The sequence below is a fragment of the Aeromonas sp. S15(2024) genome (genome assembly GCF_041402265.1).
In the GTDB taxonomy this organism is placed as follows: Bacteria; Pseudomonadota; Gammaproteobacteria; order Enterobacterales; family Aeromonadaceae; genus Aeromonas; species Aeromonas dhakensis.
The window spans coordinates 84,434-106,573 of record NZ_JBGLQY010000010.1 but is presented as its reverse complement, the minus strand read 5'-3'; the positions used below and the strand labels follow the sequence as shown (position 1 = coordinate 106,573).

At 62.1% G+C, this 22,140-nt stretch carries 24 protein-coding genes; 8 read left to right on the top strand and 16 right to left on the bottom strand.

The window, feature by feature from the left end; genetic code table 11:
* Positions 1-94: 94 nt before the first annotated feature.
* Positions 95-532 carry a DUF2846 domain-containing protein gene (locus ACB033_RS18250; protein WP_139726277.1) on the bottom strand — a complete coding sequence of 146 codons (438 nt, stop codon included), beginning with the start codon at positions 530-532 and terminating at the stop codon, positions 95-97.
* 292 nt (positions 533-824) lie between these two features.
* Complete coding sequence (locus ACB033_RS18245; RefSeq protein WP_139726276.1) at positions 825-1,985, bottom strand: glycosyltransferase; 1,161 nt, start codon at positions 1,983-1,985, stop codon at positions 825-827.
* Positions 1,986-2,487: 502 nt separating this feature from the next.
* Between ACB033_RS18245 and ACB033_RS18240 the strand changes: the two genes are divergently transcribed.
* The gene (locus tag ACB033_RS18240) at positions 2,488-2,970 is read left to right on the top strand and encodes a hypothetical protein (RefSeq protein WP_162519974.1); all 483 of its coding nucleotides are present in this window, start codon (positions 2,488-2,490) and stop codon (positions 2,968-2,970) included.
* A gap of 109 nt (positions 2,971-3,079) precedes the next feature.
* Here the strand turns inward: ACB033_RS18240 and ACB033_RS18235 are convergent, their stop codons facing one another.
* Both ACB033_RS18235 and ACB033_RS18230 read right to left on the bottom strand, forming a co-directional pair.
* Positions 3,080-3,973, bottom strand: a complete 894-nt coding sequence (locus tag ACB033_RS18235) for a LysR family transcriptional regulator (RefSeq protein WP_139726274.1) — start codon at positions 3,971-3,973, stop codon at positions 3,080-3,082.
* 146 nt (positions 3,974-4,119) lie between these two features.
* Complete coding sequence (locus tag ACB033_RS18230; RefSeq protein WP_139726273.1) at positions 4,120-4,905, bottom strand: hypothetical protein; 786 nt, start codon at positions 4,903-4,905, stop codon at positions 4,120-4,122.
* Positions 4,906-5,141: 236 nt separating this feature from the next.
* On the opposite strand from ACB033_RS18230, the gene ACB033_RS18225 reads away from it, so the two are divergent.
* Positions 5,142-5,483: an SH3 domain-containing protein gene (locus tag ACB033_RS18225; RefSeq protein WP_139726272.1), complete on the top strand. Its 342-nt coding sequence runs from the start codon at positions 5,142-5,144 to the stop codon at positions 5,481-5,483.
* Between the two features lie 96 nt (positions 5,484-5,579).
* Here the strand turns inward: ACB033_RS18225 and ACB033_RS18220 are convergent, their stop codons facing one another.
* The 3 genes from ACB033_RS18220 to ydfZ all read right to left on the bottom strand — a co-directional run bounded on the left by ACB033_RS18220 (position 5,580) and on the right by ydfZ (position 7,409).
* Positions 5,580-6,983 (bottom strand): hypothetical protein, encoded by a 1,404-nt coding sequence (locus ACB033_RS18220; protein ID WP_026141223.1) that lies wholly within the window; start codon positions 6,981-6,983, stop codon positions 5,580-5,582.
* Positions 6,962-7,102 carry a hypothetical protein gene (locus tag ACB033_RS18215; protein WP_162519972.1) on the bottom strand — a complete coding sequence of 47 codons (141 nt, stop codon included), beginning with the start codon at positions 7,100-7,102 and terminating at the stop codon, positions 6,962-6,964. The genes ACB033_RS18220 and ACB033_RS18215 overlap by 22 nt, the downstream gene beginning before the upstream one ends.
* Before the next feature lie 109 nt (positions 7,103-7,211).
* A complete protein-coding gene (gene ydfZ, locus ACB033_RS18210; RefSeq protein WP_010635475.1) occupies positions 7,212-7,409 on the bottom strand; it encodes a putative selenium delivery protein YdfZ in 198 nt (65 codons plus the stop codon).
* Between the two features lie 262 nt (positions 7,410-7,671).
* On the opposite strand from ydfZ, the gene ACB033_RS18205 reads away from it, so the two are divergent.
* Together ACB033_RS18205 and ACB033_RS18200 are read left to right on the top strand one after the other, a co-directional pair.
* Complete coding sequence (locus ACB033_RS18205; RefSeq protein ID WP_139726271.1) at positions 7,672-8,172, top strand: DUF1993 domain-containing protein; 501 nt, start codon at positions 7,672-7,674, stop codon at positions 8,170-8,172.
* A gap of 188 nt (positions 8,173-8,360) precedes the next feature.
* Complete coding sequence (locus ACB033_RS18200) at positions 8,361-9,026, top strand: hypothetical protein (protein WP_139726292.1); 666 nt, start codon at positions 8,361-8,363, stop codon at positions 9,024-9,026.
* An 80-nt stretch (positions 9,027-9,106) separates the two neighbouring features.
* Here ACB033_RS18200 and ACB033_RS18195 read toward each other — a convergent pair whose 3' ends face one another.
* The 4 genes from ACB033_RS18195 to ACB033_RS18180 form a co-directional block, all read right to left on the bottom strand.
* Entirely contained in the window at positions 9,107-9,556 is a 450-nt protein-coding gene (locus tag ACB033_RS18195) for an SRPBCC family protein (RefSeq protein WP_005307686.1), read from the bottom strand.
* 78 nt (positions 9,557-9,634) lie between these two features.
* Positions 9,635-10,147 carry a cupin domain-containing protein gene (locus ACB033_RS18190; protein WP_017783328.1) on the bottom strand — a complete coding sequence of 171 codons (513 nt, stop codon included), beginning with the start codon at positions 10,145-10,147 and terminating at the stop codon, positions 9,635-9,637.
* Between the two features lie 124 nt (positions 10,148-10,271).
* The gene (locus ACB033_RS18185; RefSeq protein ID WP_139726270.1) at positions 10,272-10,634 is read right to left on the bottom strand and encodes a cystatin domain-containing protein; all 363 of its coding nucleotides are present in this window, start codon (positions 10,632-10,634) and stop codon (positions 10,272-10,274) included.
* Positions 10,635-10,737: 103 nt separating this feature from the next.
* The gene (locus tag ACB033_RS18180) at positions 10,738-11,394 is read right to left on the bottom strand and encodes a DUF3313 domain-containing protein (RefSeq protein ID WP_139726269.1); all 657 of its coding nucleotides are present in this window, start codon (positions 11,392-11,394) and stop codon (positions 10,738-10,740) included.
* Between the two features lie 270 nt (positions 11,395-11,664).
* On the opposite strand from ACB033_RS18180, the gene ACB033_RS18175 reads away from it, so the two are divergent.
* On the top strand, positions 11,665-12,339 hold the full coding sequence (locus ACB033_RS18175) for a chromophore lyase CpcT/CpeT (protein ID WP_005307696.1): 675 nt from the start codon (positions 11,665-11,667) through the stop codon (positions 12,337-12,339).
* Between the two features lie 9 nt (positions 12,340-12,348).
* Here the strand turns inward: ACB033_RS18175 and ACB033_RS18170 are convergent, their stop codons facing one another.
* A complete protein-coding gene (locus ACB033_RS18170) occupies positions 12,349-13,233 on the bottom strand; it encodes a LysR family transcriptional regulator (RefSeq protein ID WP_139726268.1) in 885 nt (294 codons plus the stop codon).
* 101 nt (positions 13,234-13,334) lie between these two features.
* Here ACB033_RS18170 and ACB033_RS18165 point away from each other — a divergent pair, with 101 nt between their 5' ends.
* Together ACB033_RS18165 and ACB033_RS18160 are read left to right on the top strand one after the other, a co-directional pair.
* The gene (locus tag ACB033_RS18165; RefSeq protein ID WP_005307702.1) at positions 13,335-13,955 is read left to right on the top strand and encodes a LysE family translocator; all 621 of its coding nucleotides are present in this window, start codon (positions 13,335-13,337) and stop codon (positions 13,953-13,955) included.
* A 127-nt stretch (positions 13,956-14,082) separates the two neighbouring features.
* Complete coding sequence (locus ACB033_RS18160) at positions 14,083-15,288, top strand: DUF2920 family protein (protein WP_162519971.1); 1,206 nt, start codon at positions 14,083-14,085, stop codon at positions 15,286-15,288.
* 78 nt (positions 15,289-15,366) lie between these two features.
* Here ACB033_RS18160 and ACB033_RS18155 read toward each other — a convergent pair whose 3' ends face one another.
* Both ACB033_RS18155 and ACB033_RS18150 read right to left on the bottom strand, forming a co-directional pair.
* Positions 15,367-16,476 (bottom strand): YeeE/YedE thiosulfate transporter family protein, encoded by a 1,110-nt coding sequence (locus ACB033_RS18155; protein WP_193557981.1) that lies wholly within the window; start codon positions 16,474-16,476, stop codon positions 15,367-15,369.
* 776 nt (positions 16,477-17,252) lie between these two features.
* The gene (locus tag ACB033_RS18150; protein WP_017778624.1) at positions 17,253-17,477 is read right to left on the bottom strand and encodes a hypothetical protein; all 225 of its coding nucleotides are present in this window, start codon (positions 17,475-17,477) and stop codon (positions 17,253-17,255) included.
* Between the two features lie 228 nt (positions 17,478-17,705).
* On the opposite strand from ACB033_RS18150, the gene mgtA reads away from it, so the two are divergent.
* Positions 17,706-20,468 carry a magnesium-translocating P-type ATPase gene (gene mgtA, locus ACB033_RS18145; protein ID WP_139726266.1) on the top strand — a complete coding sequence of 921 codons (2,763 nt, stop codon included), beginning with the start codon at positions 17,706-17,708 and terminating at the stop codon, positions 20,466-20,468.
* A gap of 99 nt (positions 20,469-20,567) precedes the next feature.
* Here mgtA and ACB033_RS18140 read toward each other — a convergent pair whose 3' ends face one another.
* Complete coding sequence (locus ACB033_RS18140; protein WP_139726265.1) at positions 20,568-21,215, bottom strand: LysE family translocator; 648 nt, start codon at positions 21,213-21,215, stop codon at positions 20,568-20,570.
* An 80-nt stretch (positions 21,216-21,295) separates the two neighbouring features.
* A complete protein-coding gene (locus tag ACB033_RS18135; protein WP_139726264.1) occupies positions 21,296-22,114 on the bottom strand; it encodes an AraC family transcriptional regulator in 819 nt (272 codons plus the stop codon).
* Positions 22,115-22,140: the final 26 nt, after the last annotated feature.

The following is a 22,140-nucleotide window of genomic DNA, read 5'->3' as shown; positions in this document are numbered from 1 at the left end:
GAACCTACACGGACAGGAAATATGGGACACCCACCTTTCTGAGCAAGGCGTAGCTGGTAACGCTACGCCCTGTTTGTTCGGCACAGGTATCAGATTACTTAACCAGCTTGCTCTCCATCACCCCTTGCTTGCCTTCCTCTTCACTGACCTGACTCAGCTTGGAGCGGGCCATCAGCAGGCCCATCTTGACCTCCTGCCAGACGTAGTAATTTTTACCCGCCTCGGTGCTGAGGGTCAGGGTGGCATCGTTCTCCGACTTGGAGGTGATGGTGTGGCTGCCCGGCGTCACCCGCTTGAGGATATAGCTGTGGGCCACGGTGTCGCCGACTGCCATACCATCCACCAGCAGCGGCATTTTCACCGCCGCACCGAAGGTTTCGTTGCGATAGATATAGAGGTTGGCCGCATCCTTGGGCGCCACAAACTGCTTGGCCTGCGCATCTGCGGTGGCATCGGCCATGGGTACGGAAGCACAACCGGAAAGCAGCGCCGCCGACAGCAGGGCAGCACTCATCATTATTTGCCTGAACATAGTGTTTGGTTTTAGTGGGTTAACGGGATTTAAAGGTTCGCATGAGGCTTTGTGGCCGGGCAACCACTCAAACCGCTGCCGGTGTGACGGGATTCAATATTCCGGCAATTAACCGGCATGGTGCGGCACTTGGACGGTGCAGCGAACCGCGGCATACCGCTTGTCATTGATGTCTAAATGGATGCTGACGCTACGCAGGCCAGGGACTTAGGTTCGATTACACCTCGCTGATCGAACCTGCACGGGCTGACAGAGGGTATGGCCACTCACCGTCTGATATCAAACATGGCCGTCAGTTATTCGAATGTGCTTTTACGTCAGGGTGTTGCATGCTTGCCAGCTCACTCTGGACGGTCTGGAACAAGCTGATCAGGCGCGCTCGATAGGTGTGGTGGGTCAGCACCGTCTGTTGCCCATGGGCGGCGATGGCGGCGCGCTCTTCCTCGTGGTGCAGGTAATAGCGACAGATCTCCAGCAGATCCTGCTTGTCGCGGAAGATCACCAGATCCTTGCCCGGGGTGAAGAGATGATGCAGATCCTCCTTGTCGTTGGTCACCATGAATCCACCGGCGCCAAGAATATCAAACACCCGCATGGGGAGCCCCGACTCGACGAAACTGCGCACCAGATTCAGGTTGATCCTGCTGCGTTGAAACAGGCGTGGCATCGCTTGGTAATGTTCTGCGTATCCGCAATAGCTCTGCGTGTGTGTTGCCCACTCCGGGTTTCCGTACACGGCGACCCGTTCAAACCGGGCCGCCAGAGCCTGGATACAGGACACCCTTTCCCGATAGGAGTGTTCGCGGCCCAGCAGATAGGCCAGTTTTTCATATTCGCTCAGGTAGGGTAGCCCGCTCAGCGGATACACCTCTTTCACAAGCCGTATATGAGATTCCGTGAGTTGTGCAGCCAGGGGCCGCCCCTCTAGGTGCGCATCGATGTGCCCAATCAGCTCTTCCAGCGTTTGCAGCGGTCCGGGGGCCAGCCGTGGCTTGATGTGGGTCTGGTATTCCGGTGGGGTCAGGTTGGCGATGAAGGAGATATCGTGATCATAACCCGGCTCGGCTGGCAGTTGGCGCTGCTCGTTGACGGCGACCGGCAGGTAGTAGACGTTGCCCTTGCTCCGCTCCTTGAGCCTGCTTGCTACGGCAAGGTCGTAGACAAACGTGAAGGAGAGGGGATTGGAGATGGCGTCATGATGCATGCCATAGCAGGGTGTATCGACCACCCACGCAATGTAGGGCTTGCGCAACGCTTCGGCCGCTTGAGAGAGAAGGGGGTTGAAGTTGATGCTGAAAAGGTAATCAAAATTGAGAAATGGCAGCCTGGTAAACACCTCGGCAGAATAGGCGATGCGAATCACGTTAAACCCCAACGCCTGGAGCGTGTCCATGCAGTCTCTCGCGATGGTGACATGCTCAAAGCAGAGTACGGTTGCAGCCTGATCCTTCATGTTTGCTCCCCTGTGTCTGGTCATGGAGAGGGGACGATCTTGCAGGCTCCTGCTTCATGTCATTGAGCCCTGTACCCTCGTCATGTCCTGATGACTGTTTTGCTGCCCCATCATGGAATGGGCCTGTTTTTGGCCCTGGCCTCTCGGCTTGTCAGGAGAGAGGGGGCGTCAAGGCGACGTTGTCCACACTGGTCTCAATTGTCCCTGGATAACGCGAAATTGAGTCTCGCACGAAGCTGGTAAATCAACAATCACCCAGGCAGGGTATCAACGAATGACGCATCTTCAGATGCGGGCACCCGTCTAGCTTCCCATATGCCCGATGACGCTTGGCCAATCGAACCAACATGCCGGTCTTGGCTGTAACTCGGAGGCAGAAAAGCGTGTGGGCGTAGGCAAGAGAGTCTGCAGGGCGGCTTTGATCACGCCGCCAGCCAAGGCATACTGCCTCGTCACCAGATGGGAGTCATTGATGTCTAAGTGGATGCCGACACTGCGCCGGATGGGGCGCTGGCTGTTGCGAAAAACGGCGCTGGCGCTGCTGACCAGCCTGCTGTTTCTGATTTCGTTTACCCTGTTTCAATACGCATCCTGGTGGCCTGCACTGGCCGAGGGGACGCCTGTCCAATGGAGCGGTCTCTCCCCCAGTCATACCTTGGCTGAGCTGACCCCGGCCATGCTGGAGTTCAGCGCCGTACTCGCCTGTGTTTACTTGCCGCTGTTTTTGCTGACACCCCGCCCGCTGTTGTTGCCGCTCTTTGCCGGGCTCTGGTTGTGGGAGACCTATGACATCGCCTTTATGACGGCAACCGCGTCGACCTGGCTACCTCACGAGATCATCTGGAGCTTTATCCTGCCCCACACCCACTGGCTGCTGCTCACCCTGTTGTCGCCGCTGCTGCTGATCCGCCAGCTTGGCAGGCGGCTATTTGCGGATACATCGGCAACACAGGCAGGGGGCGTCATCCTGGACGGCGGGAGGTAGCCAGAGGGAGCGATCGATGACGCGATCGTCCGATTCCACGAACGTCCGATTACGCTTCGCTAATCGAACCTACATGCAGGCGGGTTCCAACAGGCATCCGCCTGTCGGGCTACCTAAGCTGAAACGCCTTGACGATAAATTCGATAAAGAGCCGCACGTTGGGGGACTGCTCCTTGTGGAAGGGGTAGACGGCGAACAGGGCGTGTGGGTGGGGTTGCCAGTCGGGGAGCTGTTTGACCAGGGTGCCGTCCGCCAGTTCGCTTGCCACGAACTCGTGTGGCACCAGGATCACCCCAAGCCCTTGCACTGCCGCCTGTTTGAGGGCGATGCCGTTGTTGGCGCAGAAGCTGGCAGGGCGCACGTCCACAGTCACGCTCTCCTCTGCCCGGCTAAAGCACCACTTGCCGGGGGAAGCTGAGAGGCTGTAGCGCAGGCAGTTGTGGGCCTTGAGATCCTCCGGGTGGGCGGGCTGACCCGCCTCCTTCAGGTAATCGGGGGCGGCGCACAGCACCCGCTGCACCTGGCACAGGGGTTTGGCGCGCAGGGTGGAGTCCTCCAGGGTGCCAGCCCCCCGGATCACCACATCCAGCCCCTGATCCACCAGGTCCATATAGGCGTCGCTCAGGATCACCTCGATACCGATCGCCGGATAGCGGCGCTGAAACTCGCAGACGAGGGGGTTGAGCCGGATCAGTCCGTAGGACATGGGCATGCCGATCCTCAGCCTGCCCCTGGGGGTGAAAGAGGTGGCCATGATGGACTGGTCGGCGGCCTCCAGGCCGTCCAGCACGGCGCAAATCTGGCGGTAATAGGTCATGCCGGCTTCGGTGACGCTCAGCCGCCGGGTGGTGCGGTTGATCAGCGCAATGCCGAGATAGGCTTCCAGCTCGTTGATGTTCTTGCTGACCGCCGCCTGTGAGAGATGCAGGTCATCTGCCGCCGCCCTGAAGGTGCCCATCTCCACCACCCGGCGAAAGACGTTCAGCGCCGTGATCTTGTTCATCCTGCCTCCGATAATTCACCACTGGTAAATGATGGTGCCATCATGGCGCGGTGAATTCACCCAATCCGGCTCGCCGGGCGCCAGGTAACAGAGAGGTGCAACCAGGGCGGCAGGGCCTTGACCCGACCGCCTGGTGCCGTGGTGGCTTATTGCACCTTGCCCGGTGCGGGAGGCAGGCTGATGCCGACATCGGCCCAGGGGTTGGTGCCGAGCAGTTGGGCGTGGGGCACGTCGGCCTGGTAGCGCATGGTGAATTCCTTTGGACCGTGGGCGAAGGCCACCAGCAGCCCCTGTTTGGCATCCATCAGCCCGGCGTGCATGCCGAGCCCGTGATAGCTGATCCGCACGGCCTTGTCCTCAAGGCCCACCTTGTCTATCTGGAAGCGGGCGATGCTGCCGTCTTTGAGGGTAAAGCCCCAGCGGAACGGCCCGCCGCTGACCACCGTCATCACCTCGTCGATGTCGGTGCCATCCTCTGCAGAGTTGACGTGCATGCGGCCATATTTGCCGAGCACGGCGCTGCGGGTGCGCTCGTCCAGCGCCATCAGGTCATAGACCTTGGGGTAGGGGCCGACGCCTGTCTCTTCGGTGGCGACGCCGCCCCCCTGCACCGCGGGCGCACGCCCTGCTAGCCTGGCCTGCTCCAGCAGCTCCCCCTGACTCAGGTTGAAGGCCGCAATCAGGGCGCCGTGCTCCGCTTTGGTCAACGCGCGGCGGTAGGAGGCCTCCAGCAGCGGCCTGGCTGCGTCGGGGATGTCGACGGTGATCACGTTGACGCCGATGGGGTTGAGCGCTTTATTGACCGCCTCGACTCCGGTCACGGCGGGGCGGCCATCGCTGAACTGCACCGAGACCAGGTCACCGGCGAAGGTGTTGAAAGAGAGGGTCGAGGCGATGGTGCCGGCCAGCAAAGTAATATGGGTGAGTTTCATACAAGACTCCTCGTTAAGGTTCGAGAAGCAGTCTAGGGCGGTGATGTGTTCACTGAAATGGCGCTCTGTTGATATGAAAATTCACTGATAGTAATGAATCGTGGGGATCAAAGCCGTCGGCCCGCCCGGGGGAGATCGCCCTCTGCCAGAGGGTGTGAGCCCGGTTGACGCAACTGTGCCCTGCTTGTGGTATGACTCTGGGCGTTACTCATCAGAACCTGTCGGAGGACGAGACAATGCTGGCGTTGATCACCACGGCGCACCACACCTGTTACCCCAATCCCATCGCCTTTCGGGCCGGAGAGTGGGTGCGCATCGGCCACGAAGATGACGAGTTTCCGGGCTGGGTGCGCACTTTTACCGCAGACGGCAACGAGGGGTGGGCGCCCCTGTCCCTGCTGACCCCGATCGGCGCCGAGGAGGCACAGGCGCGTCAGGACTATACCGCCCGGGAGCTGGACGTGGCGGCGGGGGAGTGGGTACGGGTGGAGTGGGAGTTGGCAGGCTGGCTCTGGGTACATAACGATCAAGGACAATCTGGCTGGATCCCGGCCAGCGCCATCGCACCAGTCTCTTGAGGTCCTTGATGGTGGCGGGTGAGGTGTTGTGATCACCCGCCGGAACGATATGGCGCAGCAGACAGGCGGGCTCTGTATGAATCCTGCTCTGCTCCCTCAATCAAGAGGGGGAGTTTTTCCCTGTCGCATCAGCTGATAAATCAGACGGCCATGTTCTTTGCGATAGATGTCACTGTGCGCGCCACCACCACTTAAATAGGCGTTCTCACTGATGAGGCTGCTCGCCTCGATATAGGTGATGTTGCTGCGGGCTGGGCCGCTGACACCGAACAGGTTACCGTGATGATCGGCGAAGGCGCAGTGAATAAGGGTGTTGGTATTGGAGCAAATCTCTGCATAGCTCCTGGCATCGCCGGCATAGCCTCCCCCGGGCGCCTTGTTCATGGCCTGATCATTGATCGATGCTGTCAGCGCTACCTGCTTGACCAGAGGACAAAACACCGTCGCTGAGGTCGATGTGGCGTTATCGGTTAGCCGGGTCAGTTTAAAGGCTCCTTGCAGGTTGATCAGGTTATCAATGCCCGCAGTGGGGGGCTGGTAGTGATCCTGATAAATGGCCGGACCAAAGCAGGCGGCCACATTGGAAGCACGGCTGCCAAAGCTATGGCCAATCAGCGAGGTCGTGAGTTGCGCTTGCTGGGCTTGAGGCAATGCGGCTTTTACTTCCGGCAGTGTCTGCTGTATCAGCACACCCAGCCAGCTCAGGCCGAGTTCGTCGGCGTCGCCTGCCTTGGTGGGGAAGCTGGTGAGTCGATAAACCGGTTCAACCCAACTGCTGCTCCATTGGCTAGGCCAGGTGACACCGATAACCAGGGGATTGAAATCGGCAGGGGCACTGCGTTTCACATTGAGCATGATGGAGTTGAAGTTGCGAATGGCCTCTTCTTGCACCGTATTCCAGCCCATGACAATGACCACAATGTCGCTGTAAGGCTTGCCTGTATTGGCCTGCGTCATCAGGCGCTGAATCATGCTCTGTTTTAACAGCTTCAGCGCATCCCAACTGTCGTCATAACCGCAGACCTCTTTATCCTGGCAACGCCGATGCGTGGTGGCCATCGGTAGCATATTCTGCTCGGCGCAGGGTTCAACCAGCTGGGATTGTGCGGGCTCCAATCGTTGATAAAGGTTATACAAGGCACAGGTATGGTTTTCGGCGGATTGGGGCTGGGCCTGCTCTCGCAGAATATGCGAGATATACAACAACTTTGGTTGGTTTAATAACGCGTCTGTTGATGTTTTCAAGGTCTTCTCTGAGGGTGTACTGACCTTCACGCTTTGCGGTGTAGAGACCAGATCACGCGGGCTTTTTTCCACGCCAATCAGATAACCATCAAAACGCAAACTCAGTTCATCCGGATAATAAAGAACAGAGTGATACAGCATGGTGGTTTCACCATCCGTACTCAATTGCTTTTCTGCCGATGCAAGCCGGCGTTGAGGAGTATTGGTACAACCCTGTAATAACAGACAGACGATCAGAAGGATTTTCCCGTACATGATTCACTCTCCTTGTTATGTGGCACCCCGATGAGGGTAGTTCGTACAGGTGAGTAGATGTAGTGGAAGGGGTTGAGCCACACCTTGTTCATGGCGATCCCCGTGTCGATAGCGTGCATGCTCCCATGACGCGGTGTGGAGATGGAGGTAGAGCGCAGAAACCCGGCCCCAACGGGGCGCGGCGGCCGGGTGAATTGTAAAGAGTAGGGTGACAGGTAACGCGGGGTATCAGCCTAGTCTAATCAACTCGATGGGGGCATAGCGCTCCCGGGAGTTGGCCAGCAGCACGCACTGCTCGTGCTCGGCCTGATAGGGGGTCAGGTTGTCGGTGTGGGCCTCTTTCAGTACGTCGACGGCGCCGGTGGCGGCGATCATCACCCGCTGACCCGGTGTCAGCGCATTGCGGTTTCGGTCATAGATTTTCATGGCACTCTCCTTTGATGGTGCCCGGCGACATGCCCGGGCTGCGCGAATCAGCCTACGCCCCTGCCAAAGAGTGATGCATGTCACAGATCAAAAAAGAGCCAAAGAGGGCCTCGGCATATCGGCAGCCGCAGGGGCCGTCCAATCCTGTCGCTGGGCAGCTGGCCGGGGCCGGCATTTTGCGGGGGCGGGCTCGAACAAACGGGGGGATACGCTATAGTGGATGCCGCTCGTGCAACCGCCTTCAACCAACCGAGAGCGCATTATGAATCGTGAGATCGCCGCCCAGTTTATCAAGATGCTGACCAACCTCGACCACTGTCTGGCCAAGGCCGAGGCCCATGCCACCGCCAAGAAGTTCAACGTGGAGAACTTCTTCAATGAGCGGCTGATCGTCGACATGTTGCCGCTGGCCAAGCAGGTGCTGATCTGCTGCGACAGCGCCCGCGCCGTGGTGGCCACTGCCAGCCAGAGCGAGCCGCCGGTGCTGGGGGATGACCCCAAGACCATGGCGGATCTGCGCGCCCATGTGGCCAAGACCCTCACCTATCTGCAGAGCAAGCTGGATGCCGACTTCAGCCAGTATGCGAGCGGCCACTACACCCCCTACTGGGCCGGTGGCAAGGGAATGGACGGCCACACCTGCGTGCACGAATACGGCATCCCCAACTTCTACTTCCACCTCACCATGACCTATGCCCTGCTGCGCCAGGCCGGGGTCGAGCTCGGCAAGGGAGATTACCTGGGCGCCATCAAGCTGCAATAAGCCGGGCTCTGGTGCAAAAAAGCCTGCCTCCTGGCAGGCTTTTTTTATCCGCGAACGGAGGGCGAGCCAGATCTAGCTGCATGGTCGCCGGCGACGGCTCTGGGCATAAAGGCGTGGTCTTCGGCCCTCGCGCGGTTACAATCCGGCGTCAAAGTAGAAAGGGTAAGAGAAACATGAAGATCCGAGTAATGATGCTGGCGGCCTTGCTGTGCCATGGCGCCGCGCAGGCGCAGGAAAGCGTCGCCGCAAGCTGGCCCGACACCCCCGTCACCCGTCTCAAGGCGCAGGCGCTGCTGCAGACCCTCAATGCCACCCTGCTTAGCAACCCGAGCGCCACCGTCACCCTGCAGAACTGGTGCGCCGACCACCGGATGGCCGGTGAGCCGCGCATCCGCGCCCTGCGTGATCAGGATACCCGCAAACCGGCCGATGCCGCCGTCCGCGAGCAGCTCAAGATCGCGGCCGACGAGCCCGTCGGTTATCGTCGGGTACAGCTCGCCTGCGGCGATCATGTCTTCTCCGAAGCGGACAACTGGTACGTGAAAAGCCGCCTCACACCGGAGATGAACCGGCTCCTCGACACCAGCGATACCCCGTTTGGCCTGGCCGTCAAGGCGCTGAACTTCAGCCGCCGGACCCTCTCTTCCACCCTGCTGTGGGCACCCCTGCCGGCCGGTTGGGAGATGCAGATGCCCACCCTCACCAGCAGTGACCAGCCGCTGGCGATCCCCGAGCGGGTGCTGCAGCATAGGGCCATCCTCTCACGGGGGGATGGCGTGCCGTTCAGCCTGGTGGTCGAGACCTATCGCCGCGATCTCTTTGCCTTCCCGCTGGACAAGGCCACCGGCCGCTGAGCCTGGATGGTGGTTTGGCGCGTCTAGGCTGCCAGCAATAAAAAAGCCTGCCGGCTGGCAGGCTTTTTCGTGGGTGTCACTCAGCCCGGCGGGATCTCCGGCTCCACCAGGGCCGCCAGCTGGGCTAGGGACTCCTGCCAGCCGAGATAGCACATCTCCACCGGGATGGCCGCGGGGATCCCCTCCTGCACGATGACGAGTTCGGTGCCGCACACCACCCCGGTCAGGATCACGGTCACGTGCATCACCCCCGGCAGGTTGGGGTCGTCGAAGCTGTCGGTGTAGCGAATGCGCTTGCCCGGTTCGAGCTCCAGGTATTCGCCGCCAAAGGCGTGGCTGTGGCCGTTGCCGAACTGGGTGAACGCCATCCGGAAGTGGCCGCCGACCCTGGCCTCCAGCTGTTCCACCTGGCAGGTGAAGCCGTGGGGTGGCAGCCATTTGGCCAGCGCATCGGCCTCGATAAAGGCCCGGTAGATCCGCATCGGCGGCGCCTTGAGCACCCGATGCAGTCGCACTGTTCCTGTCTTCATCTCTCTTCCTCGTTGCCTTGGGTCCATCAAGGATAGTCGGTTGTGTCCGCTTGCCGACCAGAGGCCGGCCGCGGCGCCCTAGAAGGGGCCGTTGCGCTCGCGCAGCTGGTCGGGCAGGCCGTCGTGATCCCCCAGCTCGCGCTCGGGCACCGCATCCCAGTGCCGCTCACCGATGAAGCGGTTACGCTCGGGGTGCAGGGCGTAGTGGATGTGGTTGTCCGCCCGATCGGTGTCGCCCACGCAGAGCAGCCGCACCGGCTGATCGGTGTTGTTGATGAAGGTGTGGGCCAGCCCGTCGCCCGCCTTGAAGCCGACCGAGTCGCCGGGTTGCAGCCGATGGAGCACACCGTCGAGCCAGACGTCCGGAGTGCCTTCCAGCACGTGGACAAACTCGTCCTCGGTCTCCTCGGCGTGAGGCCAGCTGGTGCGCCGACCCGGCGGCAGCAGCTCGTGGTGAATGCCGAGACGGGCAAAGCCGTAGTGTCTGCCGAGGGCACTGCCCAGAGAGAGCGGCTCCTGGCTGCCGGAGTAGCGGCCGGGTTCGGGCTCCTGCAGCTCGCGCCAGTGCTTGATGCTGGGGTGACGGGTCATAGTGGTTCCTTTTCTATGGGGATGTGGTCACGGGAAGGGTCATCCTGACTGCCGGAGTGCGGGGAGAACAGCAGAGATTTGCTGGTCAGATGAGCCCCTCTGGCGAGGGGCCCGATGGTCGGGGCTACTTGGCCTTGACGCAAGGCATGGCGGGCAATTCCCCCTGGGCGGCCGGCCGGGTCATCTGGTAGTGGCCGGCGAGATCCCGATAGACGCGGGTATTCCACACCTCGCCGTTGTCGAGCCGGAAGGCGATGTCGTAGTTGATCCCGGAGACCACCTGGCTGCGCACCTCGAGAATGCGCTCCAGCCTGGCGGAGGTGTTCATGCGCGCCAGCACGCTGGCCAGCGCCGCTTCGGCCTCTGCGTTCGGCAACGGCTGACTATGCCATCCGCCAGCCATGGGGGCGCACTCCTGCTGCTGCGGAGCCATGCTGCAGGCGCTCAGCAGGCCGGCAACCAGAATGGGAAACAGCGCTTTTTTCATCTCGTTTTCTCCAGCCAATAAAGTAATGACCTTATCAACATTCGGGCGATAACGCAGCTGTCATGGCTCCAAAAGCCCCCCTTTTGGGTGGCGGCCGGCCTGTTCAGCGACCCAGGTTGTCGGCCAGCTGCTTGGCGCGGGCCGCGGCCCACTGGTCGATCATCTTCGCCATCTCGCCGGCGGTGATGGGGCTCTCCTTGTGGGTGGTGTCCGGGCTCTCGCGTGCATCCATCACCCGCACCAGCAGCTTGCCGCTTTGGGAGTCGAGCAGCTGGGCCATGCTGCCCACCCTGAGCAGATAGGGCTCCTTGCCGATCACCTCACGGGTGACGTTGATGGCGATCTTGGCGGGCAGCAGATCCCGCAGCTTGGGGTCTGGCCGGGTCAGGTCGAAGTTGGTGATGGCGGCCTGCACCCGCAGCACGCCGGGGCCGGGGGCAGTGGCAATCCTGACGCCGTGATTCAACAGCTCGCGCTGGAAGGTGGCGTGGTAGTAGCGGCCGATCTCGTTCTGCTCGTTGGCGGTCAGCAGGTACCACTGGCCATTTTCCTGCCGGATAAACTGGAGCGGATCGAGCAGCACCTGATGGTACTGGCGCAGATCCACACCGGACTCCTTGTAGATGCGCTGGTTGGGGTTGCTTTCACTCTGCTGGAAGGCGGTCAGCGGGATCGCCTGCAGGCTGTGGGAGACCTGGTTCTTCACCGCGCAGCCACTCAGCAGAATGGCCACCATGCCCGCGATTACGGCTCTCTTCATCTCTTGCTCCTGATTGCGCTGCTTGTCCGACCCTGGCATCCGCTGCGCAGGGCATGGCAAGAGAGATAACCGATTCAAAGAGCGCCCACAAGGACAGAATGCGGGGTGTTCAGGCAGGGTCCAGCCTGACGTCGATGGCTACCCGATTGCCGGGACATGACGCTAATACGATGATTTTGTTTCGGATCGGCAATCATTTGATCAAGGTTGCGGATATTGACGCCGTTCGCTCATATAATCGCCGCCATGACACTGATTCGGAAGGATTCGATGACCAGCCTGATGGCGGCCCTGTGGGGGCTGCTCTTCTCCTGCCTGGCCTGGGCGGCACCCGGCCCCTTCGTCACCACGCCCCCTGACAGCACCACCACGACGCAGCCTGCCAGCATGGAGCCGCTGCTCTCCTGGTTTACCGGCGAGTTTTCCAGCCGCGAGCAGGCCAGCTACGACAGCCGCTTCACCAGCGCCGAGCTGCGGCTGGTGGAGATCTGGCCCGGCTACAAGGGCTTTCGCTGGGTCTATGCCGAGCAGTTCCTGACCGAGCGGGCGGTGCGCCCGTTTCGCCAGCGCATCTATCGCTTCTCGCTGGTGCCCGATGGCCGCATCCTGATGGCCGAGCTGACCATGCCGCGAGCCATCGACTTCGCCGGTGCCTGGCGCCGGCCCGAGCTGCTCGACTCCCTCACCCCGCAACAACTCTCCCTGCGCCAGGGCTGCGAGATCTGGCTGACTCGCCAGCCGTCGGGGGAGTATGCCGGCCACAGCAAGGTGGGCAGCTGCTCCACCAATTTCGGCGGCGCCAGCACCCTGGTGCAGTACCTCTGGATCGGCCCCCACAGCGTGCGACTGCTGGATCGGGCCTACGACACCGATGCTCATCAGCGCTGGGGCAGCCCGGGGGAGGGCTATGTCTATCTGCGCCGGGTGAAGCAGCGCGGCGAATAGGCTTGCCCCCTACAGCTGGTGGCGCTGCTCGATCAGGTAGTCGATGAGCAGCCGCAGGCGCAGTGGCAGCGGCTCCCTGGCCGGGTAGAGCAGGTTGACCGGGCGCGGGGCGGGCAGGGCATCCGCCAGGATCTCCTGCAGGGTGCCGCGCGCCAGCTCCTCGCTCAGCAGGGCGCGCGGCTGCAGCAGGATGCCGGCGTGGTTGAGGGCGGCCACCTTGAGGGCGCCGCCGTGGTTGCTGATGAAGGGGCTGTCCCACAGGTGCAGCTGTTCGAGGGGAAAGGCCTCGGCCAGGCGCGACTGGCCGAGCCAGGGGCTGAATCCCAGGCAGTGGTGGCTGGCCAGATCCGCCAGCGTGAGGGGAGTGCCGTGGCGTTGCAGATAGTCTGGCGAGGCGCAAAACACCGAGTCCGTGCTGGTCAGTGGCCGGGCGATGTAGCCGGCATCCTTGGGCTGGCCGATCCGGAAGATGAGGTCGAAGCCGTCGCCGATGACGTCCACCAGCCGATCCGACAGATCCAGCTCGATGCGGATCTGCGGGTAGCGCTCCATGAAGCGGCACAGCAGCGGCGTCAGCCGGTAGCTGCCGAAGGTGACGGGGGCGTTGATGCGGATCCTGCCCGCCGCCTGGCCGGTATTGGCCAGGGTGTTCTGCTCCAGTTCCCGGTAGTGTTGCAACAGGTTCTGGCAGCCGGCGAGGTACTCCTGGCCCGCCTCGGTCAGGCTCTGGCAACGGGTGTTGCGATTGAGCAGGCGGGAGCCGACCCTGGCCTCCAGCCACTTGATGTACTTGCCGATCATGGCCGGCGTCATCGCGAAGCGCTCCGCCACGGCGGCGAAACTGCCCGCCCGGGCAACCTCGACGAAGATCTCGATGGCGGTCAAGCGATCCACTCTAAACTCCTGGTTTATAAAGCCCGGCGCCACTATGTCTGGCTGGCGTCGCGGCTGTCAATATACTGGGCGGCAGCCAATCCAAGCTGGAATCTCTCTCGATGACGCTCGACTATTACGCCCTCTATCTGCTGCTCGCCATCGGCACAGTGCTGAGCCCGGGGCCCGCCGTGATCTACACCATAGGCAACACCCTGACCCGGGGTGCTCGCCATGCCATCGCCGGCTTTTGCGGGGTGGCGGTGGGCATCCTGCTGGTGGCGAGCCTGGCCTCGCTGGCGGTGCTCTGGTTCACCCGCTGGCTGGCCGCGGGCCAGCAGATCCTCACCCTGGGCGGCGCGCTCTATCTGCTCTATCTGGGGCTCAACTCCTGGCGCCAGCGGGCGGTGAGCCCGGTGCCGGGGGCTGGGCCGGATCGGGATTGCCGTCGCAGCTTCATCAAGGGGGCGCTCATCAGCCTGCTCAACCCCAAGGCGATCATCTTCTTCACCAGCCTGTTCCCCCAGTTCATCGACTTTCAACACGGGGCGCTGGGTCAGTGCATGCTGCTGGCAGTCACCTTCAGCGCCGTGGTGCTGGTGGTGCATGGCGGCTACTGTCTGGTGTTTCACTGGGTGGGGGCGCAAGGCTATGGCGAACGCTTCGCCAGGGGGATCAACCGGCTGTCGGCGGTGATGTTCACCGGTTTTGCCCTGTTGCTGTTGTTCAAGGGGTTGAGATAGGGGAATTACCCGGCAGCGAGCGTCCCGCATGGGGTGAGCAGAAGAAATAAGATTCCATCGGCGCTCTTTATGCCGCATGCTCCCAGGTTCAGGGAGTGGGGCAAGGATAATCAGGACCCCAACTGACATGGTCGAGGCGATGCCCATGGCATGGCCTTTCAACAAGGTTGGCAGCATGTCTTATTACGAACACGAAGTGGCCGGTCATCCCGACGTCGAACTGGGGTTGTGCGGCGAGCGTCAGGTGCGCTACCGGATCCATGGGGCCGAGCAGGCCAGCAGTGGTCTGGTGGTCTATATCCCGGGCTTTGGCGGTGATCTTGGGGCCTACAGCCAGGTCTTTTGCGAGAAGGTGGCCGCGCAGCACGGCATGGCGGCGCTTTGTGTCGACTATTTCTGCATGCGTTCGCGCCCGGCGGTGGGGGCGGTCATCTCCTTGCTGCCTGATGAGCGTGTGCGTGCACTCGCCCTGCTGGGGTTGCCCGCCACGACGTCCGATGCCGCACTGCTGCGTGCGCTGGACACCTTGCAACCGGCGGCGCCACTGCGCTTTCACGGCTTGCTGATACCGCCTGATGGGGCCTACCAGAACTTCGGGGTAATGGCCGCCCTCGACATCCTCAATGCTATCGAAGATGCGATGCTCCGTTACGGCGGCAGTCGCGACAACCTGATACTGGTCGGCTCCTCTTACGGCGGCTATCTGGCGCAGCTGGTCAACAAGTTTCGCCCCGGCTATGTCCGCGCCCTGTTTGACAACTCCTCCTGGGCCGAGCCCAACCTGGCCTATGTAGTGGGACGGGACATCGGTGCGGTGGAGTACCAGTGCAGCCTGCAAGGCGGGGTGGAGCTGGCGCTGTGCGTGGATTCCCCCTGGCGGATGGTGGCCGGGCACCCGCACGAGTTCGATGTGGATGCCTTCATCATCCGGGCATTTAGTGCCTCCCAGCTCGATCAGATGGCCGCACAGGGAGGCACGCAGACCTTCTGTCTGATGGTGCACGCCATTCATGACGCCATCGCCCCTGCCGATGCCAAACTGGCCATGGCGCGCGCCATGCTGGCACGGGGTTTCAACGCCGAGTTGATCCTGTTCGACGAGTCGAGTGTCGATGGCGAGTTCATCCGCAACATGGAGCACGGCATGGGTCTCTCCATGCTGCAGTTCTTCGAACAGGGGCTGGCACTGCTGGCCGAACGCTCCCCCTCCTTCGTGGCCACTCACGCCACCGAGGTGACCCTGCATGCCGGCCACTCGCTCTATCACCTGAACTTTGCACACCCGCAGGTGCGGCTGCAACGCCAGCGGATCGAGGGCATGGCACCCACCTGACATTGCTGCCGGGATGGGGTGTTTGCCGAAACAACAACGGGGGCCTGGCCCCCGTTGTTGTTATCGATGATATGCGGTTCAGAGCCTGAACAGCGGGCGCAGGCGAATGCCGATCAGGCTGCCGGCGAGGGCCATCAGCATCCAGACCCAGCCGTGCAGGCTGCCCGATGCCGTGCCGTCGAAGAAGCCGCCGAGGTTGCAGGCGCTGTACATGGCGCCCATTCCCATCAGCAGGCCGCCGAGGATGGAGGCCAGGCTGTTGCCAAGCCGCATCGGGGCGAATTGGCCGCCACCGCTGATGCAGCGCGCCAGCATGGCCCCCAGGATCCCCAGCCAGAACATGCCGACCATGGGGTTGATGAAGAGCGGCTGGGCCAGCTTGGGGTGCCCCTCGAACAGACCGAACAGGGAGGCGCCGCGCAGCGCCATGTCATAGACGGCGCCTGTGATGGTCCAGGCCGAGCCGTGCAGGGCGACCACGGACGAGTTGAGCACCGCGATAATGATGCCACCGGTCAGCACGGTGAAGCGGCCATCGCGCCAGAACAGGTTGCCACCGCTGAAGAGGGGCTTGAGCTCGCCGGTTCGCTTGAGTTCGCTCTTGCGAAACAGCAGGAACAGCGCGGCGACCAGCGCCAGGTTGAGCAGCATGCCGCTCCAGATATTGCCGGTCAGGTCTTTTGCCAGCACCACATGGCTGGAGAAGGTGGCCTCCAGTTCGGGGCGGAACTGGTTGCTGAGCAGGGTGCCGATGCCGTAGCAGAGCAGCACCAGCCAGAAGCGGGGTTGCCCCTCGCCGCAGCAGTAGAGGGTGCCGGTGGCGCAGACGCCCGCCAGCTGCATGCCGATGCCGAACAGGAAGGCACCGACGATGAAGGGAATGCCGATGGCCATCACGTTGCCCACCATGGCGTCGCCAAACAGGGCGTGGCTAAAGGAGAGGAAGCAGGTGAACAGCAGAATTTCGATGGCGATGGTGAGCAGGTGAACCCGCACGTAGTAGCTGTTGCGCTTGGTCAGCATCTCACGCCAACCGAACACGATGCCGAAGCGGCTGAAGGAGAGGGTGAAGCCGAAGCCGAATCCGATCAGGGCCATCAGAGCCCATTTCATACCAAAGGTGTTGCCGAGCCAGAGTAACGCTCCCCCCGCGATTGCCACGATGGGGAGCGACCATTTTCGATTCATGCCTGTTGTTTCCTGTGCGTCATGGATGGAAGCCGTGCATCCTATTCCCACATTGAGTCCGATTCCAGCCCGGATCCGGTGGATGGCCGGAATATTCGGGCAAAACCCCATCCAGATCAATTAACCCTGTGTTGCAGAGCGAAATGAGGATGAATCCGTTTTCGCGCAATAATTAATATCTCTGCCGTCTTGAATTGGAATTTGATGACGAAAGATGAATTTATATTTTGCGCCACCCAATATTTCTGGGTAGAATCTTGGCGTGTTATCAACAGGTGGAAGGATATTATGGACAGCGACAGTTGTAGCCGATTGCACAGCGCGATGTGGGCTAATCAGAACTGAGGTTGATATCCCTTCTTCTCCCTCACTCTGATCGCTCAGAGTGTGGCATCTAGCGAGTCATCCCGACTCTTGCAACCCAGTCCCGCCGGGATCTGTGTTGCTCCCCGGATTGTTCCACTCCCTCTGCGAGCCATGCCGCCTCGCGCCCCAGCAATTGCACGCCTTGTCACGTGAGCCCTTGGTAATGGGCACGTGTCTGCCCGTCATGGCCGCTCGAAGGTTTCTTCGTGAGCATGGTCAGCCAGGCTGGCGTGAAATAACAGGATGAACCGTGTGTATTGAAAACAATGTTGTTTTCGATAGGACGGGTTGCGAATTTAAATAATGAAAGCCTCTGCCATATATATTTCAAAATATGCCTTGGTGATTTTGAAATATATTCATGGGGTGCGGTTGTTTCCCTGCTGAACCGGCCCATGAGCTGCAGCTCGTTATTGTTCGACCATCATGCCGTTATGGTTGCCTGCCGTTATCCTGATCTTCTTTTGTGCAATGAGTCGCCGTCGCGATTCATGCCCTGTCGATAATGCCGCCGCGCGGATCTGCCCGCCGGCGATGACCAGCCGTGCCATCGAGATGTCGGGCCGGCTTGCTGCAGCCCAACTCGGAGGAACCGCCATGACCGAAGAGCCCAAACCTAGACCCTCGGGGTCCACGCCTGCCCACTCCTGATCCCTGCGGGACGGGATGCGGTGTCCTGACCCCTGATCCGACCTGACCATGCCGGTTGGCACGACGGCAGACATGTGTCTGACGGGCCGCCCTGCGTGCGGCGATTGACCGTGCCGGCATTGTGTTGGGTTCACAGCCTTCGATTTCAGTACTGACGCCAGGCCCGGTCCGCGACAGCGCCCGCCTGCGCGTAAAAATCAGGATAAAGAGTCATGAAGCAACAACATACCGCCAGCCGGCACAAGCAGAGAGGGTTCGTCGCCCCGGGCAGCCAGAAGGAGAAACTCTCCTCACGGGTGCTCGACGAGGCCGACAAATCCCTCGAATACACCCTCACCGCCGTGCGCGGCAACATCGATGGCCTCACCGCGACCGAGGCCGCCAACCGCCTGATCCAGTTCGGCCCCAACGAGGTGACCCACGACAAGCCGCCCCATGCGCTGCTCCAGCTGCTGCAGGCGTTCAAGAACCCCTTCGTGATGGTGCTGATCGTGCTCGGGCTGGTCAGCTACGTGATGGACGTGCTGATGGCCGAGCCGGGCGACGAGGACTGGGTCAAGGTGATCATCCTCGGCGTCATGGTGGGCCTGAGCGGCCTGCTGCGCTTCTGGCAGGAGTACCGCTCCGCCAAGGCGGCCGAGGCGCTCAAGTCGCTGGTGCGCAATACCGCCACCGTGCAGCGTCGCCCCTCGCCCGGGGTTGCCCCCCAGCGCAAGGAGGTGGCGATGACCGAGCTGGTGGCCGGTGACATAGTGCACCTGCAGGCGGGGGACATGATCCCGGCCGACATCAAGCTGATCGAATCCCGCGATCTCTTCATCAGCCAGGCGGTGCTGACCGGCGAAGCGCTGCCGGTGGAGAAGTACGACACCCTGGGCGCCGTGGCCGGCAAGTCGGCGGACGGCACCGGCGCAGGGGAGGCGGGACTGCTCGATCTGCCCAACATCTGCTTTATGGGTACCAACGTGGTGAGCGGTAACGCCCGCGCCGTGGTGGTGGCCACCGGCAGCGACACCTACTTCGGTTCGCTGGCCCGCAACGTGGTGAGCCACAAGCGCATCGAGACCAGTTTCGATCGCGGCGTGAACAGCGTCACCAAGCTGCTGATCCGCTTCATGCTGGTGATGGTGCCCATCGTCTTCATGCTGAGCGGGGTCAGCAGCGGCGACTGGATGTCGGCGCTCACCTTCGCGCTGGCAGTGGCGGTGGGGCTCACCCCCGAGATGCTGCCGATGATCGTCTCCGCCAACCTGGCGCGCGGCGCGGTGGCCATGGCCAAGCGCAAGGTGGTGGTGAAGCGGCTCAACTCGGTGCAGAACTTCGGCGCCATGGACGTGCTCTGCACCGACAAGACCGGCACCCTGACCCAGGACAAGATCATCCTCGAGCACCACTACGATGTGCGTGGCAAGCGGGACGACCGGATCCTGCAGCTGGCCTGGCTCAACAGCTTTCACCAGAGCGGCATGAAGAACCTGATGGACATCGCGGTGGTCGAGCACGCCGATGCGCTGGGGGAGAGCTGCAAGCCGGCCAACTACCGCAAGGTGGACGAGCTGCCGTTCGATTTCGTGCGCCGGCGCCTGTCGGTGATCGTGCAGGACGATCTGGGTCAGCAGCTGATGGTCTCCAAGGGGGCGGTGGAAGAGATGCTGGCCGTTTCCAGCGAGATCGCCGATGGCCAGGAGGTTAGGGAGCTGACCGACGCCGATCGCCGCGCTCTGCTGCGCCAGAGCGAGGAGTTCAACGCCGAGGGCTATCGGGTGCTGATCGTGGCGACCCGCGAGATCCCGGCGGGTGAGTGCAAGCAGAGCTATCAGACCCGCGACGAGGCCAAGCTGGTGGTGCGCGGCTTCCTCACCTTCTTCGATCCGCCCAAGGATTCGGCTGCACCAGCCATCCGCGCGCTGAACGACTATGGCGTGGCGGTCAAGGTGCTGACCGGCGACAACCCCATCATCACCAGCAAGGTGTGTCGTGATGTGGGGCTGGCGCCCGGCGTGCCGCTGCTCGGCAAGGATATTGAGGGGATGGACGACGTGGCGCTGTGCGAGGCGGTCAAGCAGACCACCATCTTCGCCAAACTCACCCCACTGCAGAAGTCGCGGGTGGTGAAGGCGCTGCAGGCCAACGGCAATACCGTCGGTTTCCTCGGTGACGGCATCAACGATGCGCCGGCGCTGCGGGATGCAGACGTGGGGATCTCGGTGGACAGCGGTGCCGACATCGCCAAGGAGACCGCCGACATCATCCTGCTGGAGAAGAGCCTGATGGTGTTGGAGGAGGGGGTGATCAAGGGACGGGAGACCTTTGGCAACATCCTGAAGTACCTCAACATGACCGCCAGCTCCAACTTCGGCAACGTCTTCTCGGTGCTGGTGGCCTCCGCCTGGCTGCCCTGGGCGCCAATGCTGGCGATGCAGATGCTGATCCAGAACCTGGTGTACGACGTCTCCCAGATGCTGCTGCCGTGGGACAAGATGGACCCCGAGTTCCTCAAGCGGCCGCGCAAGTGGGAGGCGAGCAACATCAAGCGTTTCATGCTGTGGCTCGGCCCGACCTCCTCGGTGTTCGACATCAGTACCTACTGCCTGATGTGGTTCGTGTTCGGCGCCGGCGCCCTCTATGCCACCGCCAACGGCAGCATGGATCCGCTGGTCAACGGTCAGGCCATCATGAACTCCGGCTGGTTTATCGAGGGGCTGGTGTCGCAGACGCTGGTGGTGCACATGCTGCGTACCCGCAAGATCCCCTTCCTGCAGAGTACCGCCACCCTGCCGGTGCTGCTCTCCACCTCGATCGCCATCGCCATCGGCTGCTACCTGCCGTTCTCGCCGCTGGCTGAGCACTTCGGCTTCATCACTCTGGATGGGCCCAAGTACTTCATGTGGCTGGTGATCACCATGCTGGCCTACATGGGGCTGACCCAGACCGTCAAGACCCTCTATATCAAGCGCCACGGTCAGTGGTTCTGATGAAGGGCCAGTGAGAGGGCCGGTTACCCGGTCAGGAGCAATGAACGCAAAGAGGGATGGCCCGGGCCATCCCTCTTTTTCATATCTGGAAGACAGGGGTCAATGCAGGACCAGGGCAGAGGCCTCGCCGGCCATGCCGGTCAGGATGGAGAGGCTGACCGCGCCAAACAGCAGGCCGGTGACCAGATTGAGCGGACGCTGCACGCGGCCGAGCAGGCGCTGGGCGCGAACGGTGGAGAGACTCCAGGCCAGCACGCCGAACCAGGCCAGCGAGAGCAGGAACAGCTCCAGCACCAGCAGGCCGCGGGTCAGGCCGTCCACCTGGGGCGTCACCATGGCGGCCAGCAGCCCCATAAAGAACAACAGCGCCTTGGGGTTGAGCAGGTTGGTGGCAATGCCGCGCTGCACCCCCTTGCGCCAGCCCTGCGCCTCGCCGCCTGCGTGCAGGGTGAGCTCGGCCGAGCTGTGCCAGGCCGCCTTCAGCGCCCCCCAGCCAAGCCAGCCCAGATAGAGGGCGCCGACCACCTTCACCGTCATGAATAGCCAGGGGTGTTCGGCAATCAGCAGGCTGATGCCGGTGAGGCTGAGGGTGGCATGTACCAGGATGGCAAGCGCGATGCCGAGCGCCGCCCCGAGGGCGGTGGGCCTGTGCAGGCTGGTGCGCAGGATCAGCGCGAAGTCGGGGCCCGGGCTCGCCAGGGCGATGAGGTGGATGAGACCTATGGTCAGAAACAGGCTGGTGAACATGGTGAAACCTCGATGATGGTACGAGGCGACAGCATGGCGGATCGCGAGGGCGCAGGATTGTAAAAGATTGCAGTGCGGAGTTAGTCGGGGCGCCCGTTGGCGGCCAGCATCTGCTGGCGAAAATCGGCGGGGGTGAGGCCGAACGCCTGGCGAAAGCCGTGGTGGAAGTGACTCTGATCGAAGAAGCCGACCGCCAGCGCCACCTCGCTCACCGGCAGGCCGCTGCCGAGCAGGCGCTTGCTCTGCTCGAGCCGCAGCCGCTTGAGCCAGGCATAGGGGGTCATGCCGGTCTTCTTCTTGAACTGGCGCAGGAAGGCGAAGCGATCCAGCCCGAACAGGGCGGCCAGATCCTCCAGACTGTGGCGCTGATCCAGCCGGGCCATCAGATAGTCGCGCAGGTACCTGAGCTGGGGGTCGGCCAGGGCGTGGCGCTCCGGTGCTATGTGCAGCAGCTCGCCGAGCAGGGCCAGCAGCTGGCTCTCCGCCAGCAGGCCGTCGGGGCTGGGGTTGTCCAGGTACATGTGCAGCCGGGCGAAGCCCTGATAGAGATCGGGGCGGCTCTGCAACCCCTTGTCGAAGAAGGGTTCCGGGCTGTCTGGCAGCCAGCGGGCCAGCTGCTCGGGGGCGATGGCGAACACCCGCACCTCGTACCCTTCCGGCCGCAGGCTGAGGCCGTCGTGCATCTCGTCCGGGTTGACGGTGGAGAGCTCGCCGCGCACCAGGTGGTGGCTGTTGCCCTTGTGGATGAATTTCTGGCCGCCCTGCTGCACCAGACCTATGTGGTAGTCCAGGTGAACATGGCGGCCATAGCTGAACTCCCTGTGGTGGGAGTGGGAGAGTTCAACTCCCGGCAGCAGCCGGGATTGCCAGTAGTGGATGCGGGATTGGGGTGCGCTCATCGGCTATTGATAACCTGAAACCCGGG

Coding starts and splice junctions, on each gene's coding strand:
- ACB033_RS18190 (WP_017783328.1), bottom strand. CDS start 10,147: ATGACCCGTCACCCCAGCATCAAGCACTGGCGCGAGCTGCAGGAGCCC.
- ACB033_RS18185 (WP_139726270.1), bottom strand. CDS start 10,634: ATGAAAAAAGCGCTGTTTCCCATTCTGGTTGCCGGCCTGCTGAGCGCC.
- ACB033_RS18230 (WP_139726273.1), bottom strand. CDS start 4,905: ATGAAACTCACCCATATTACTTTGCTGGCCGGCACCATCGCCTCGACC.
- ACB033_RS18250 (WP_139726277.1), bottom strand. CDS start 532: ATGTTCAGGCAAATAATGATGAGTGCTGCCCTGCTGTCGGCGGCGCTG.
- ACB033_RS18200 (WP_139726292.1), top strand. CDS start 8,361: ATGATGCTGGCGGCCTTGCTGTGCCATGGCGCCGCGCAGGCGCAGGAA.
- ACB033_RS18225 (WP_139726272.1), top strand. CDS start 5,142: ATGCTGGCGTTGATCACCACGGCGCACCACACCTGTTACCCCAATCCC.
- ACB033_RS18245 (WP_139726276.1), bottom strand. CDS start 1,985: ATGAAGGATCAGGCTGCAACCGTACTCTGCTTTGAGCATGTCACCATC.
- ACB033_RS18235 (WP_139726274.1), bottom strand. CDS start 3,973: ATGAACAAGATCACGGCGCTGAACGTCTTTCGCCGGGTGGTGGAGATG.
- ACB033_RS18180 (WP_139726269.1), bottom strand. CDS start 11,394: ATGAAGAGAGCCGTAATCGCGGGCATGGTGGCCATTCTGCTGAGTGGC.
- ydfZ (WP_010635475.1), bottom strand. CDS start 7,409: ATGAAAATCTATGACCGAAACCGCAATGCGCTGACACCGGGTCAGCGG.
- ACB033_RS18155 (WP_193557981.1), bottom strand. CDS start 16,476: ATGAATCGAAAATGGTCGCTCCCCATCGTGGCAATCGCGGGGGGAGCG.
- ACB033_RS18135 (WP_139726264.1), bottom strand. CDS start 22,114: ATGAGCGCACCCCAATCCCGCATCCACTACTGGCAATCCCGGCTGCTG.
- ACB033_RS18165 (WP_005307702.1), top strand. CDS start 13,335: ATGACGCTCGACTATTACGCCCTCTATCTGCTGCTCGCCATCGGCACA.
- ACB033_RS18140 (WP_139726265.1), bottom strand. CDS start 21,215: ATGTTCACCAGCCTGTTTCTGACCATAGGTCTCATCCACCTCATCGCC.
- ACB033_RS18195 (WP_005307686.1), bottom strand. CDS start 9,556: ATGAAGACAGGAACAGTGCGACTGCATCGGGTGCTCAAGGCGCCGCCG.
- ACB033_RS18205 (WP_139726271.1), top strand. CDS start 7,672: ATGAATCGTGAGATCGCCGCCCAGTTTATCAAGATGCTGACCAACCTC.
- ACB033_RS18220 (WP_026141223.1), bottom strand. CDS start 6,983: ATGTACGGGAAAATCCTTCTGATCGTCTGTCTGTTATTACAGGGTTGT.
- mgtA (WP_139726266.1), top strand. CDS start 17,706: ATGAAGCAACAACATACCGCCAGCCGGCACAAGCAGAGAGGGTTCGTC.
- ACB033_RS18160 (WP_162519971.1), top strand. CDS start 14,083: ATGGTCGAGGCGATGCCCATGGCATGGCCTTTCAACAAGGTTGGCAGC.
- ACB033_RS18240 (WP_162519974.1), top strand. CDS start 2,488: ATGGGGCGCTGGCTGTTGCGAAAAACGGCGCTGGCGCTGCTGACCAGC.
- ACB033_RS18215 (WP_162519972.1), bottom strand. CDS start 7,102: ATGCACGCTATCGACACGGGGATCGCCATGAACAAGGTGTGGCTCAAC.
- ACB033_RS18175 (WP_005307696.1), top strand. CDS start 11,665: ATGACCAGCCTGATGGCGGCCCTGTGGGGGCTGCTCTTCTCCTGCCTG.